The 12,838-nt window shown below is 69.4% G+C and carries 14 protein-coding genes and 3 tRNA genes; 15 read left to right on the top strand and 2 right to left on the bottom strand.

Features of this window, described 5'->3' with window-relative positions; translation table 11 throughout:
* The first annotated feature begins 21 nt into the window (after positions 1–21).
* From ACIPY5_RS06900 to ACIPY5_RS06890, 3 genes are all read left to right on the top strand, one after another.
* Entirely contained in the window at positions 22–2,265 is a 2,244-nt protein-coding gene (locus tag ACIPY5_RS06900; protein ID WP_400968301.1) for a family 78 glycoside hydrolase catalytic domain, read from the top strand.
* A 74-nt stretch (positions 2,266–2,339) separates the two neighbouring features.
* The gene (locus ACIPY5_RS06895) at positions 2,340–3,344 is read left to right on the top strand and encodes a LacI family DNA-binding transcriptional regulator (protein ID WP_400968298.1); all 1,005 of its coding nucleotides are present in this window, start codon (positions 2,340–2,342) and stop codon (positions 3,342–3,344) included.
* A 110-nt stretch (positions 3,345–3,454) separates the two neighbouring features.
* Positions 3,455–3,536, top strand: a tRNA-Tyr gene (locus ACIPY5_RS06890).
* A gap of 222 nt (positions 3,537–3,758) precedes the next feature.
* Here the strand turns inward: ACIPY5_RS06890 and ACIPY5_RS06885 are convergent.
* Positions 3,759–3,989 carry a DUF3263 domain-containing protein gene (locus tag ACIPY5_RS06885; protein ID WP_400968295.1) on the bottom strand — a complete coding sequence of 77 codons (231 nt, stop codon included), beginning with the start codon at positions 3,987–3,989 and terminating at the stop codon, positions 3,759–3,761.
* 268 nt (positions 3,990–4,257) lie between these two features.
* On the opposite strand from ACIPY5_RS06885, the gene ACIPY5_RS06880 reads away from it, so the two are divergent.
* The 12 genes from ACIPY5_RS06880 (at position 4,258) to ACIPY5_RS06825 (ending at position 11,757) form a co-directional block, all read left to right on the top strand.
* The gene (locus tag ACIPY5_RS06880; protein ID WP_400968292.1) at positions 4,258–4,857 is read left to right on the top strand and encodes a hypothetical protein; all 600 of its coding nucleotides are present in this window, start codon (positions 4,258–4,260) and stop codon (positions 4,855–4,857) included.
* Positions 4,858–5,352: 495 nt separating this feature from the next.
* Positions 5,353–5,868: a hypothetical protein gene (locus ACIPY5_RS06875; RefSeq protein WP_400968289.1), complete on the top strand. Its 516-nt coding sequence runs from the start codon at positions 5,353–5,355 to the stop codon at positions 5,866–5,868.
* Positions 5,869–6,001: 133 nt separating this feature from the next.
* Complete coding sequence (locus ACIPY5_RS06870) at positions 6,002–6,484, top strand: GNAT family N-acetyltransferase (RefSeq protein ID WP_400968286.1); 483 nt, start codon at positions 6,002–6,004, stop codon at positions 6,482–6,484.
* Positions 6,485–6,494: 10 nt separating this feature from the next.
* A complete protein-coding gene (locus tag ACIPY5_RS06865) occupies positions 6,495–6,986 on the top strand; it encodes an FBP domain-containing protein (protein ID WP_309339365.1) in 492 nt (163 codons plus the stop codon).
* 260 nt (positions 6,987–7,246) lie between these two features.
* Positions 7,247–8,038, top strand: a complete 792-nt coding sequence (locus ACIPY5_RS06860; RefSeq protein ID WP_400968282.1) for an enoyl-CoA hydratase/isomerase family protein — start codon at positions 7,247–7,249, stop codon at positions 8,036–8,038.
* A gap of 149 nt (positions 8,039–8,187) precedes the next feature.
* Positions 8,188–9,354, top strand: coding sequence for a hypothetical protein (locus tag ACIPY5_RS06855; RefSeq protein WP_400968280.1), 1,167 nt, complete (start codon positions 8,188–8,190; stop codon positions 9,352–9,354).
* Positions 9,351–10,145: an inositol monophosphatase family protein gene (locus ACIPY5_RS06850; RefSeq protein ID WP_400968278.1), complete on the top strand. Its 795-nt coding sequence runs from the start codon at positions 9,351–9,353 to the stop codon at positions 10,143–10,145. The genes ACIPY5_RS06855 and ACIPY5_RS06850 overlap by 4 nt, the downstream gene beginning before the upstream one ends.
* Before the next feature lie 108 nt (positions 10,146–10,253).
* Positions 10,254–10,325: transfer RNA gene (locus ACIPY5_RS06845), tRNA-Thr, on the top strand.
* Positions 10,326–10,350: 25 nt separating this feature from the next.
* A tRNA-Met gene (locus tag ACIPY5_RS06840) sits at positions 10,351–10,424 on the top strand.
* Between the two features lie 60 nt (positions 10,425–10,484).
* Positions 10,485–10,790, top strand: coding sequence for a nucleotidyltransferase domain-containing protein (locus tag ACIPY5_RS06835; RefSeq protein WP_309339354.1), 306 nt, complete (start codon positions 10,485–10,487; stop codon positions 10,788–10,790).
* A gap of 102 nt (positions 10,791–10,892) precedes the next feature.
* Positions 10,893–11,129: a DUF86 domain-containing protein gene (locus ACIPY5_RS06830; protein ID WP_400968495.1), complete on the top strand. Its 237-nt coding sequence runs from the start codon at positions 10,893–10,895 to the stop codon at positions 11,127–11,129.
* Positions 11,130–11,307: 178 nt separating this feature from the next.
* Positions 11,308–11,757 (top strand): T6SS immunity protein Tdi1 domain-containing protein, encoded by a 450-nt coding sequence (locus tag ACIPY5_RS06825; protein ID WP_400968275.1) that lies wholly within the window; start codon positions 11,308–11,310, stop codon positions 11,755–11,757.
* Positions 11,758–11,825: 68 nt separating this feature from the next.
* On the opposite strand, the gene ACIPY5_RS06820 is transcribed toward ACIPY5_RS06825, so the two are convergent.
* Positions 11,826–12,812 (bottom strand): LacI family DNA-binding transcriptional regulator, encoded by a 987-nt coding sequence (locus ACIPY5_RS06820; RefSeq protein WP_400968272.1) that lies wholly within the window; start codon positions 12,810–12,812, stop codon positions 11,826–11,828.
* Positions 12,813–12,838 lie beyond the last annotated feature (26 nt).

Here is a 12,838-nt window from a genome sequence, read left to right as displayed (position 1 = left end):
CCACGATCCGGAAGGACCGAGATGCACAACCCCCTCCACCCGTCCGAGTTCCTCACCGCGGATGCTCCGCGCGAGGCCGCGATCCGCTTCCGGCGGACCGCGACCCCGGCGCAGCCCCGCCGTGCCGTCTCCACCGCCCGCCTCAGCGCCACCGCGCTGGGCGTCTACGAAGCACGACTGGACGGCGCGCCGGTCTCGGACTCGGTTCTGGATCCGGGCTGGAACGCCTACGAATGGCGGCTTCCGTTCCAGAGCTGGGACGTGACGGAGGCGGTGCGCGCGGGATCGGGAGACCTCTCCCTCGAGATCCTGCTCGGCAACGGCTGGTATCGCGGAGACCTCGGCTTCGAGGGGGCGAACGCCAACTACGGAGATCGGATCGCCGCCGCGCTGGCCCTGGAGCTCGTGTTCGAGGACGGCTCCGTCCAGGTGATCGCGACGGATCCGGAATGGACCGCCGAGACCACCGAAGTGCTGCGCAACTCGCTCTACGACGGCGAGACCATCGATGCGCGCCGGCGCGGCGTGCCGGGGGAGGCTCTGGCCGTCGGCACGGTCGACGTGGATCGCTCCCGGCTCGTGGCCCAGGCAGGACCGCCGGTGAAGCGGCAGGAGACCCGGCGTCCGGAGCGGATCTGGGCATCGCCCTCGGGCCGGACGCTCGTGGACTTCGGACAGAACCTCGTGGGCTGGGTGCGGGTCGCGGTCCGCGGCCCGCGCGGCTCCGAGATCGTGCTGCGGCACGCCGAGGTGCTCGAGGACGGCGAGCTGGGGACGCGTCCGCTGCGCGCCGCCCGGGCCACCGACGTCTTCGTGCTGTCCGGCGACGAGGACGTCTTCGAGCCGACCCTGACCTTCCACGGATTCCGCTACGTCGAGGTCTCCGGCTGGCCCGGAGACCTGCGCGCCGAGGATCTGGAAGCCGTCGTCGTGCACTCCGACATGCGGCGGACCGGATCCTTCGAGTGCTCCGAGCCGCTCGTGAACCAGCTCGTGCACAACTCGGTCTGGGGGCAGAAGGGCAACTTCCTCAGCGTTCCGACGGACTGCCCGCAGCGCGACGAGCGCCTCGGGTGGACGGGCGACATCGCCGCCTACGCGGCGTCCGCCTCGTTCCAGTTCGACACCTCGGACTTCCTGCACGACTGGCTCGAGGACCTGCACGCCGAGACGCGCCACTCGGCGACCGGCATCGTCCCGATCGTCGTGCCCGATGTGCTGAAGTACGCGCACTTCCCCGAGGACTTCGCGTTCCCCGAGCTGGGCGCCACGGCGATCTGGGGGGACGCGGCGGTGTGGGTGCCGGAGGCGCTGTGGCGCGCCTACGGCGACCGCGAACGGCTCGCCGCGCACTACCCGGCGATGGTCCTGCATCTCGAGTCCGTCGAAAGGGCGCTCTCGCCGACCGGGCTCTGGGACCAGGGCTTCCAGTTCGGGGACTGGCTCGATCCCGACGCCCCGCCGGAGAACCCGGCCGCGGCGAAGGCGGATCCGCACGTCGTCGCGACCGCGTGCCTGTACCGGAGCGCCGCTTTCGCGGCGGAGGCTGCGGGGATCCTCGGGCTCGCGGAGGAAGCCGGGCGCTGGCGGGCACTGGCGGATCGGACCCGCGCGGCCTTCCAGGAGCACTACGTCGAGGGCGGCCTCGTGCGCTCCGACTGCGTCACGGTCTACGCGCTGGCCATCTGCTTCGGCCTGCTGGGCGACGAGGACCGCGGGAGGGCCGCGGACCGCCTGGTCGAACTCGTGCGGGCCGGCGGCTACCGGGTCACGACCGGCTTCGCCGGTACGCCGTTCGTCACCTGGGCGCTCTCCGAGACCGGGCATGTGGAGGATGCGTACCGGCTGCTGCTGGAGACGGAGAACCCGTCGTGGCTGTACCCGGTGACGATGGGGGCGACGACCGTGTGGGAGCGCTGGGACTCGATGCTCCCGGACGGCACCATCAACCCGGGCGAGATGACGAGCTTCAACCACTACGCGCTCGGGGCCGTGGCCGACTGGATCCACCAGGTGGTGGGTGGCATCCGCCCGGCCGAGCCCGGCTATGCGGCGGTGCGCATCGAGCCCGTCCCGGGGCCGGGGATCAGCTGGGCGCGGACGCGGTACGACTCCGCAGCGGGCGAGATCGCCGTGCACTGGAGCGCCGGCGAGGACGGGTTCGTGCTCGAGGCGCGGATCCCCGAGGGCGTGCCGGCGGAGATCGTCCTGCCCGGCGGAGCGAGGCACGAGGTCGTCGGAGGCGAGCACCGCTTCCTCGGATGAGAGGACCGCGCCCGGACCTCCCGGGCGCGGTCCCGGCCATGCCCTAGGCTCGCTGTGCGGGAGAGGGGGCGGCCATGGTCGTGAGCGTCCGGGAAGTGGCTGAGGACGCCGGCGTGTCCGTGGGCACGGTGTCGAATGTCCTGAATCGTCCGGAGCGGGTCTCGGCGGACACGGTGACGCGCGTCCAGGCCTCGATCGCGCGGCTCGGATACGTGCGCAACGACGCGGCGCGGCAGCTGCGCGCGGGACACAGCCGCACGATCGGGCTCGTCGTCCTCGACATCCGCAACCCTTTCTTCGCCGAGGTCGTCCGCGGCGCCGAGCAGCGTGCCGACGAGCACGGGATGTCGGTGCTCGTCGCCAACAGTGATGAGAGCGCGCGTCGCGAGGGCCTGCTCCTCGACCTGTTCGAGGAGCAGCGTGTCGCGGGTGTCCTCATCACGCCGGTCGCCGAGGCGCTGCCGCGGCTGCAGCAGATGCGCGATCGCGGCACGCTCAGCGTCCTGGTGGACCGCGAATCGCGGGATCCCGGCTTCTCCTCCGTCGCCGTGGACGACGTCGAGGGCGGGCGGATCGCCGCCGGTCACCTCCTGGAGAGCGGGCGGCGCCGGCTCGCGTTCGTCGGCGGGCCGGTCTCGCTGCGACAGGTCTCGGACCGCCTGAGCGGCGCGCAGGCCGTGGCCGCCGCGGCCGGGGTGGGGCTGGAGTTCATGGCCACGGGCGCGCTCAGCGTCGAGGAGGGACGCCGCGCAGGCCGGCTCCTCATGGATCGCCCGGCCGCGGAGCGCCCCGATGCCGTCTTCGCGGCGAACGACCTCGTCGCCCTGGGCCTGCTGCAGAGCCTGGTGATGGCCGGCGACGCGCGCGTCCCGCAGGACATCGCCCTCATCGGGTACGACGACATCGATTTCGCCGAAGCCGCGGTGATCCCGCTGAGCTCGATCCGCCAGCCCGCCGCCCTCATCGGATCCACCGCGGTGGACCTGCTGCTCGGCGCGTCCGATGGCGGCGCGGCGACCGCGGAGCGCGTGCTCTACCGCCCGGAACTCGTCGCCCGCGCCTCGACGCTGGGCGTATGAACGCGGGTGCGCGCAGGCCTTCGTCCGCTCGATTTCTCGTGACCGGATCCGCCGGGTATGCTTGATCTTCGCGCCCCCGGTCGGCTGGAAAAGCGGGACGGGCGTGCATTGGCAAGTTGCCCGAGCGGCCAAAGGGAGCTGACTGTAAATCAGCCGCGTAATGCTTCGGGGGTTCGAATCCCTCACTTGCCACAGCCGCGGAATTCCGCGGGAAACGGAGGGGCTGGCACCGCATCAGGTGCCAGCCCCTCCGGCGTCTGCACCGTATCTGCACCGTATCGTCGGCGGTCGCGACCGCTGCTTCGAGATCACGCTCTGCGAGGTTGACGAGGATCCGAGCGCCGATGTCGCCGGGTCGATGCCAGGCGGCATCCGACGGCTCTCCTCGAGACGTCACTCGGACTCGCGGCTCACTCATCGGGAGCCACAGCGGATCCGCGGCGGCGTGAAATTAAGCACTCGGCGCGCGCGAAGCGGATCCGCCTTCATGCCCTCAAGGCTCGCCGCGGCGCGTTCGAGCAGCACGACGTAGCGCGCGGGGGAGAGACCGAGCTCGTCCCGGATCCGCGTCTCGTTGTCTCCGCGCCACGACGGATTGCGCGCCTCGAAGGCGAGAAGTCGGACAGGGACGCCAGCCCTACCCAAACGACCCCGAATAGTCCAGCTACCTTAGTCCATATCTTCTAGACAAACGCCCAAGTGCGGTGCGGTGGCGCTCGGCTAGCCTCCGAGTGAAGAACACAGGGACCATGTTCCCTGCTTGAATCTCCGAACGATTCAGAGTGCGCGCTTACGGAACATGGTGTGAACATTGAGGAGCACGAGAATGCACTTGACGCGTAAGAGTTCGATGTTTGGCGTAGCTATTCTGGTGGCCACTTTGGCCATCGGAGTAGGAGCTGTTCCCTCCGCAATGGCAGCAACGACGACGAAGGCGTCGTCTGATGATCTCGGTACGTCCGAGCAGGACATGAAGGCCGTCTGGACCGAATACGGTGTGCCTGCCGATACCCAAGCAGTGTTGCTGCAGAAGCTCGATGCGGGTCAAGGTATCGACTCGATGACGGGGGCGAGTCCGGTCTCGAGCGAAACGACGGTCGACGGTGACAAGCAGACGACCGTTGCCCGGTTCAACGACGGCTCGATCACGGTCGCCACGATCGAGCCGAATGTGGCGTCCCTCACGCGAAGCGTCGGTAGCTGCGCCGTCGATGCCCCCACCTATGCCAACGACTGCCGAGTCCACGGCTGGTTCGGCACCGTCGAGCTGAGCTTCGTCAGTTCTTATCGGAAGATGGATCTCCAGGCAAGCGTGTACAACTGGGGGCAGGCTGCATTCACCTGCGGTCCGCTGATGACCTGCTCGGACCCGAAGTTTGAGCTGGTCAGGCAGTATCAGTCGGGAAGCCTCGCTGCTCAGATTAACTTGTATACGAACTGGAACACGGGCGTCGCGAATGGCCGGGCTACGCTGAGCCTGTTCGCGAAGGACCGAGGAGCTTGGAGCAACTAATGTTCGCCGGACTCTCATGGGTGCATTTGCTGATCATCGCTGCCTTCATGGCAGTCACGATCGCATTGGATGTCTATGTGTTCGTGAGACTGGTACGCCTTAGAGAGGGTTTCTCCGGTCGCGTTCTCTTCTGGGGACTGCTGACCCTCATTGTGCCTGTACTCGGAGCTCTTGCGGTACTTGTTGCACTTCCACGGTCAAGAACGCTTGGCCATTCGAGGTTCTGAGGTTTCGATCCCTTCTAGGGTGACCCGAACGAGAATGGCCCCGTGTCTCGCGGGGCCATTCTCACCCTCCAGCCTCCAGCCTCCAGCCTCCAGCCTCCAGCCTCCAGCCCGCTCCGGAGCGTCGAGCGCCGCTTGCGTTCCCTCGGTTTGCGCGCCGCATGCCGAGTCTGCACGCACCGCCGTCGCAGGCGGCGTCGCCCGCCTCCCGATGGCGCTCCGCCGGCTGTCGAGGATCCGTCCCGGGTGAAGACGCCCGTACGATGGGGACATGGTCGGTTCCACGCCTGGGTTCCCTGTGCTCGACCACGTCGACCTCGTGGCGCTCGATGCCTTCCGCTTCGCCGATGGCGGCGGCTATCCTCCGAGCTACCGTGATTTCGTCCGCTCCCACGGATGGGCGCGGACGTTCGGTCTGTGGCTCGTCTACCCGCCCGTGCTCCCGGGTTTCGCGGACGGACGCAGCCGTGCGACGAACCTCACCGCTCGATTCCGCGCCGTCTTCCTCGACGGACGTGAGGACGGCTACGACCGGATGGTCCAGCCCGACGGCGACTGGGATCTCGCCGAGCGACTGGAAGCGTTCGGCTGGAGCGAGAACGGGGATGTCCTGCTCTGGGACGTCTCCTCACGGGACCAGGACGGCGAGTTCCCGGTGTGGGAGTCGCGCGGCATGAACGCGCTTCACCGCCTCGGCGCGAGCCTCACCGAAGCGCTTCCCCGTCTGCGGGAGAACGCGGGCACCGACCGGGTGGAACCGTTGACGCCTTTCGCCCTCTCCTCGTGACGCGTCATGCGGTGGTGAGCCTCACCGGGGGAGGGCTCCTCGACCGGCGATGGCCGGAGCGCGCGAGAGTCTCTGACGGGATCGTCTCCGGGGCGCTCCGGCGCCCGGGCCCGACTCGTGGCAGGATCGCAGGATGCCCACCGAACCGACCCCGCTGACCATCCGTCCCGCGCGCGGCGCCGAGGACTACCCGCGGCTGGTCGAGATCTGGCGGAGCGCCGTCCGAGCGACGCACGACTTCCTCGCCGACGAGGACTTCGCGCGCATCGAGGGCGACCTCGCCTCCGTCTACCTCCCGGCGGTGACGCTCGAGGTCGCCGAGCGCGACGGCCGTCCGGTCGGCTTCGCGGGAGTCGCGGAAGGCTCCCTGGAGATGCTGTTCGTCGCCGACGAGGCGCGGGGATCGGGCGTGGGGACGCTCCTCCTCCAGCACGTGATCGAGAATCTCGCGGTCACGCGCGTGGACGTCAACGAGCAGAACACCGGCGCGCACGGCTTCTACCTGAGCCGGGGTTTCACGCAGACGGGGCGGAGCGAACTCGACGGGGACGGTCGCCCGTACCCGATCCTCCACCTCGCGCGGAGCGACCGAGGCGACGGCGCTCCGGCTTCCTAGACTGGTCGTCATGCGTGCCCTCACCGAAGACCAGATCCGGGCGTCGTTCCGCAACGCCGAGCCCGACGAGGTCGCCGAGATCGCGATGCCGCACGACCTGCTCCTCGCGGAGTGGGACTATCTCGACTTCTTCGCCTGGCGGGATCCGATCGCCTCCCGCAGCGGCTACATCCTGATCGAGCAGGACGGCGAGGCAGTGGGGATCGTGCTGCGCGCCGCGGATCCGTCCCGCGTCCGCTCCGGGATGTGCAACCTCTGCCACACGATGCAGCCCGGCAACCAGGTCGCCCTGTTCGCCGCGCGCCGAGCGGGTGCGGAGGGGCGCAAGGGATCCGTCGTGGGCACCTACATCTGCGCCGACCTCTCGTGTCACGAGAGCGTGCGGATCGTGCCTCCGCTCGCCCCCAACGAGATCCGCGCCGAGCAGCACGCCGACCGCCGCCTGGACGGCACGCACCGCCGCGTCTACTCCTTCGTCGCCTCCGTGCTCGGCGCGGCCTGACACGGCGCCCGGCAGGTTCGGGGCTAGGCGGGCTCGGGGCGTGGCGGGCTCGCGACGGATGCACGACCGCGGCACGGATGCACGATCGAAACGCCGGATCCGTCGTGCATCCGTTCCCGGATCGTGCATCCGGCGCGCCGAACGGATTGAACCTCAGGCTCACATCGCTTGAGACTCGGTGCCAAAGCCCGGCCTGGCGCGGGTAGGCTGAACGAGCGGCCCGCGGGCCGTGCGATCACCGCCGATCCCGAAGGAGCACCATGTCCGAGCCCCTGCTCTACCGCGTCGAGGACGGCCTCGCCCGGATCACGCTGAACCGTCCGCAGCGGTTGAACGCCTTCAACGCCGAGCTCGCGCACGCGTGGGCGGACGCGACGGCGGCCGCGGTCGCGGACAGCGCTGTGGGCGCGATCCTGATCGAGGGCGAGGGCCGCGCGTTCTGCGCGGGCGGAGACGTGATCGACATGGCGACGGGCATGGGCGGGAACGACGAGATCGAGCGGCTCGCGCAGGTCATCCACTCCGGCATCACGGCGCTGACGTCCTCTTCCGTGCCGGTCGTCGCGGCCGCGCACGGCACCACCGCCGGGGGAGGCCTGGGGATCCTGCTCGCGAGCGACTACGCCGTGGTCGGATCCGATTCGCTCTTCGGCAGCCTCTACGCGAACGTCGGTCTCACGCCGGACCTCTCGGTCAGCGCGCAGCTGGCCGCGGCGGTCGGTCAGCGCCGCGCCCTGCAGCTGCTCCTCACCGATCGCATGCTCACGGCCGCAGAGGCCGTCGAGTGGGGCATCGCCGCCGAGGCGGTCGGCGAGGGAGATGCAGCGACGATCGCCGCGTCCGTGCGCACCAGGGCGGAGGAGGTCGCGCGGTTCTGGCTGTCCGGCGCGTTCGGCGCCTACGGGCAGGCGAAGCGCCTGATCCGCTCCCGGGACGAGCGCACCTTCCCGGAGCAGCTGGACGAAGAGGCCCGCACGATCTCCGCCGCCTTCGGCGGTCCGGAGGCGCAGGGGCTCATCGCCGCATTCGCGAAGCGCTCCTCCGGGCGCTGACCGCTCCGCTCATCCCGCCGGACTCATCACCGGCGCCGCATCGGCCTCCACACCGCTCGGTCCCGACGAGTTCACCCCCGATCGTGAATCGCCCCCAGCGCGCGTGCCGACGCGTGCAAGGATGAGAGCACCACAGACGGGGGGATCCCATGGCGAACACGACGACACCGGCCAAGACGGGGCCGAACACCTCACTGCTCATCCGCGGAGCGATCTGGATCGCGATCGGAGCCCTCATCGCCGCCGCGCTGGTGTGCGTCATCTGGGTGCTCATCGGAGACCAGCAGGGGCTGATCGGCCGCGCATTCCTCACGATCGTGCTGCTGGCGGGCTTCGCGGCGATCGCGATCCTCGAGGCCAGCCTGGCGCCGAACCGCGAGGACTGGCTCGCGCTGCTCAGCATGCTCTCCTGGATCATCGCGCTGCTGGTCGGCGCGGTGAAGATCTGGCTGCCCGACGACTCCTACTTCGGGGGCGTCGAGCGCTTCTTCCAACTCGTGCTCGTCGTCGGGATCCTGCAGCTCGCCCTGCTGCACGTGCGACTGTTCCAGAAGGCGGCCGCGCGTCACGAGACCACCTTCACGCGCGCGATCGTATGGGTGACGTACGCGTTCCTCACGGGCCTCGTCGTGATGCTGGTCTTCTACCTGACGTTCCCGCACACCTTCCACTACGACGAGCTGTACTGGCGGATCGTCGTCGCGCTCACGATCCTCACTGCGGTCGGCACGATGCTGATCCCGCTCCTGAACGCGCTGTTCGCACCGAAGAAGCCGGCTCCGGTCGCGCCCGCGGCCTTTGCGGCACCCGCCGCAGTGGCCTACGCGGCACCGGCCGCCGCCGCGTACCCCACCGCCGAGCCGCAGCCGTGGCCCACCTATGCCGACGGCCGCACCCCTCTGCCGTTCTTCGCCGACGGCAGCCCCGACTGGAACGCGTACTACACGGGTGTTCCTTCGCCGGGGGCGACGATCCCCGGACAACTCCCCGCGCCCATCCCGCCCGTGCCCGCGCAGTCCGCGACCGAGGCCGCGATGGCGCAGCTCGGCGTCGAGGCGGCGGTTCAGTCGGCCGCCCCGGTCCAGGCGACGGCTCCGGTCCCGGCGGCGTCGGCGACCCCGGATGCGCCTGCGCAGCCCGCCGCGGACGTCGCCGCGCAGCCGACCACGGGTGGCCACGGCCTGACGGGTGCGCTGCACGCGGAATCCTCCGCGGCCGACACGGATCCGGCTGCGCCGTCGACGGCGGCGCCCGAGTTCCCGCCGGCTCCGCCCGCCGCGCCGCCGACCGCACCGACGCCTCCGGCCGCGCCGTGACCGCTGCGGAGCTCCGCGACCTCGCGATCGAGATCGCCCGCGAGGCCGGGGAGCTGGCGCAGCGGCGCCGCGCGGAGGGCGTGTCGATCGCGGCGAGCAAGTCGTCGCTGGCGGACATCGTCACCGAGGCGGATCGCGAGGTCGAGGCACTGATCCGTGCACGCCTGAACGCAGAGCGACCGGGGGATGGCTTCCTGGGCGAGGAATCGGGCGGCGGTGACGGATCGACCGGCATCACCTGGGTCGTCGATCCGATCGACGGGACCGTCAACTACGCCTCCGGCATCCCGCTCTACGCGGTGAGCATCGCGGTCGTCGAAGGCGGCAGCGATCCCGACCGATGGACCGCGCTCGCCGGAGTCGTGCAGTCGCCGGTCGTGGGGGAGACGTTCTCGGCCGCCCGCGGCGAAGGCGCGTTCCGCAACGGCGAGCGCCTGCGCATCGCCGAGCCCGGGCCCGCGGGTGCCCTGCTCGCGACCGGTTTCGGCTACGACCCGAGCACGCACGCCGGCGATCTCGCGACGGTCGGCCGGGTGATGCCCATCGCGCGCGATCTGCGCCGCGGAGGCAGTGCTGCGACCGACCTGGCCTACGTCGCCGCGGGTCGCCTCGACGGCTACTTCGAGCGCGGCCTCAGCCCCTGGGACTACGCGGCCGGAGCGCTGCTGGTGCAGGAGGCGGGCGGGGTCTTCCTCCGCCCGGAGGGCCCCGATGTCGTGCGTCGATTGAACCTCGCCGGCGGCGCCGAGCTCGTCGCCGAACTGCGACGCAGGATCCTCGACGCCGCCTGAGATCGCCGGATCCGGACGCGGACACGCCCGTGTGACGAAGGAGTCGCCCCGATTCGGTGGCGCGCAGATTCTTTGGTATTCTCGTCTGGTTGCCCTCTGAGGGCACACGCCCCGATAGCTCAGTGGCAGAGCACTTCCATGGTAAGGAAGGGGTCGTCAGTTCAATCCTGACTCGGGGCTCGCAGTATCCATGCGGATGCCGTGCGGCAGGGTAGCTCAGTTGGTGAGAGCGCACGACTCATAATCGTGAGGTCGCGGGTTCAAGCCCCGCTCCTGCTACAGATCGAGACCCCCGGATTTCCGGGGGTTTTGTCGTATCTGGGTGGCTACACTCGGAGCATGGTGCTGAGGTTCGACGTGGACATCGAGGAGGTCGCGCGCGTCGCGCGGGCTCGCGGCGTTCGACGCCTCCGCGTCTTCGGGTCCGCGGTGACCGATCGGTTCGACCCGGAGCACAGTGACGTCGATGTGCTCGTCGATCTCGCGACGGACGACGGGGATTCGTTCGACGCCTATTTCGGGCTCAAGGAGGATCTGGAGCGGATCTTCGGCTACCCGGTCGATCTCGTCATGTCGGAGGCGGTGCGCAATCCATTCTTCCGGGAGCGCGCGTTCGCGACCGCCGAGGAACTCTATGCGGCCTGAGTCATCCGCGTTTCTCTGGGATGCGAAGGAAGCGGCACTGCAGGTGATCGAGTTCATCGCCGGTCTCGATGAGGCCAGCTATCGCAAGGACGCTCTCCGTCGATCCGCCGTCGAGCGTCAGCTGGAGATTGTGGGGAGGCGCTCGGGAACCTTCGGAGGACGGATCCGGAGACGGCCGAGGCGATCCCTGATCTTCACCGCATCGTCGGGCTCCGGAACGTTCTTGCTCACGGCTACGCCGTGATCGACGATGCTGTCGTGTGGGCCGCGGCACGCCATCGAACCGCAGGTCTGATCGCTCACATTGACCAACTGCTCGCGCAGGCGCACGACTCATAATCGTGAGGCCGCGGGTTAAATCCTCACTCCTGCCACACAGTGAGAGCTTCGGATTTCCAAATGGCCTGTCGTGTCGAGTTCGACCGCGCCGCGTTCTCGCTCCCTCGAAGCGATCTCGCTACTCGTTTCAACGCTCGCCCTGCATCCGCAGGCGCCGGTCCGCGTTTAGATTCGACCCATGGAGTTGATCCGGCGGTTCCCCGATCCAGTGGTTTCGTCGGCCTTGGAGTCCTGGGGCTTCCTGGACTTGGGTGACAAGAACCCACTCTTCACGTCCCCTTTCGGCGATGTGTTCATGCAGGGGCCGAAGTCGTATTGGCTGCTCGATGTGGTCGGTGGTTCATTGAGTGAGCTGTGCTCGACGGGCGAGGAGCTGACCGCGATTCTCAACACGAAGGACGGGCGTGACGAATACCTCATGGTCGGCCTTGCTGCTGAAGCCGACGCGAACGGGCTAGTGCCCAGTGACGACGAGATCTATGACTTCCGAGTTCCGCCCGTGCTCGGAGGCTCGCTGTCAGTCGCGAATCTTCAGCTCATCGACTTCGAAGTTGCCGTCAATCTCGCGGGACAGATCCACGAGCAGGTGCGAAACCTCCCGCCGGGGGCACCGGCTCGGCTTGGCTAACCCACCACGTCGAATGGTTCCCGGAGTCTTCTGACCCCGGTCAGACACGGTTCGCGCCGGAGGCTGGCTCACGTGCTCGTCCGCACGATCAGGCTCGGCGCGAGCTCCATCCGCTGGATCGACCTGGACGGCTGGGCGATCGCGTCGATGAGCATCTCGAGGGCGAGCCGGCCCGACTCCTCGAAGGGCTGACGGACCGTGGTGAGGTCGAGGGCTTGGGCGAGCGGGCCGTCGTCGAAGCCCAGGATCGCCACATCGCCGGGTACCGAGAAGCCCTCTGCGCGCAGACCGTGCCAGGCGCGGGCGGCGAGTTCGTCGTGGTTGGCCATGATCGCGGTCGGCGCATCGGACCCGGACAGGACCTCGCGCAGGCGCGCGGTGGGATCCGCGTCGAGCTCGCACACGATCGGCGTGATCCTGACGTGGTCGGACAGGCCGCGCATGCGGAGCTGTCCGGCCGCGACGTAGTCCCGCGAGAGCAGCGGCTCGCCCAGGTAGGCGACATGGTGATGACCGCGCGCGCGAAGGTGCTCGCCGGCGAGACGCCCTCCGGCCTCGTCATCGAGGAGGACGACCGGCGGATCCTCGCCGACCGGACGGGCACGTCGCACGTCCACGAGGACCAGGGGGAGCGCGGCATCCCGGCTCGCCCGGAGCGCGGCGCTGCCCAGCGGGACGCCCATGACGATGAGCCCGTCGATCCCGCCGCGCGCCGGCAGGGCGTCCAGGAGCGGCGCCTTGGCGCTGGCGGCGGAAGGGAGATCGTGGGCGGCGAGTTCGATCGCCGTGTCGCGGGCGCGGAGGAGCATCCCGGCGAAGCGCCGGAGGTACGTCTGGTAGGTGGTGAACGGCGCGGCGACCGCGATCCTCATCCCGGCGACGGGACGACGCTCTGACGTCGTGCGGTACCCGAGCGCACCGGCGGCGGCGATCACCCTCTCGCGCGTCTGCTCGCTCACGCGGTGCGGCGCGTTGATCGCGAGCGAGACGGTCGAGATGCTCACTCCGGCACGATCGGCGACCGTGTAGATGGTCACCTTCGGGGATCCGCGCATGGCCTCGTCCTCTCCGCGACGAAGTG

It is taken from the genome of Microbacterium sp. NPDC089698, assembly GCF_044749045.1.
Taxonomy (GTDB): Bacteria; Actinomycetota; Actinomycetes; order Actinomycetales; family Microbacteriaceae; genus Microbacterium.
This window is presented reverse-complemented; position numbering and strand designations above follow the sequence as displayed.

Excerpts from the sequence above, each read along its gene's own strand:
- ACIPY5_RS06900 (WP_400968301.1), top strand. The coding sequence starts at position 22 with ATGCACAACCCCCTCCACCCGTCCGAGTTCCTCACCGCGGATGCTCCG.
- ACIPY5_RS06895 (WP_400968298.1), top strand. The coding sequence starts at position 2,340 with ATGGTCGTGAGCGTCCGGGAAGTGGCTGAGGACGCCGGCGTGTCCGTG.
- ACIPY5_RS06880 (WP_400968292.1), top strand. The coding sequence starts at position 4,258 with ATGGCAGCAACGACGACGAAGGCGTCGTCTGATGATCTCGGTACGTCC.
- ACIPY5_RS06875 (WP_400968289.1), top strand. The coding sequence starts at position 5,353 with ATGGTCGGTTCCACGCCTGGGTTCCCTGTGCTCGACCACGTCGACCTC.
- ACIPY5_RS06870 (WP_400968286.1), top strand. The coding sequence starts at position 6,002 with ATGCCCACCGAACCGACCCCGCTGACCATCCGTCCCGCGCGCGGCGCC.
- ACIPY5_RS06865 (WP_309339365.1), top strand. The coding sequence starts at position 6,495 with ATGCGTGCCCTCACCGAAGACCAGATCCGGGCGTCGTTCCGCAACGCC.
- ACIPY5_RS06860 (WP_400968282.1), top strand. The coding sequence starts at position 7,247 with ATGTCCGAGCCCCTGCTCTACCGCGTCGAGGACGGCCTCGCCCGGATC.
- ACIPY5_RS06855 (WP_400968280.1), top strand. The coding sequence starts at position 8,188 with ATGGCGAACACGACGACACCGGCCAAGACGGGGCCGAACACCTCACTG.
- ACIPY5_RS06835 (WP_309339354.1), top strand. The coding sequence starts at position 10,485 with ATGGTGCTGAGGTTCGACGTGGACATCGAGGAGGTCGCGCGCGTCGCG.
- ACIPY5_RS06825 (WP_400968275.1), top strand. The coding sequence starts at position 11,308 with ATGGAGTTGATCCGGCGGTTCCCCGATCCAGTGGTTTCGTCGGCCTTG.
- ACIPY5_RS06820 (WP_400968272.1), bottom strand. The coding sequence starts at position 12,812 with ATGCGCGGATCCCCGAAGGTGACCATCTACACGGTCGCCGATCGTGCC.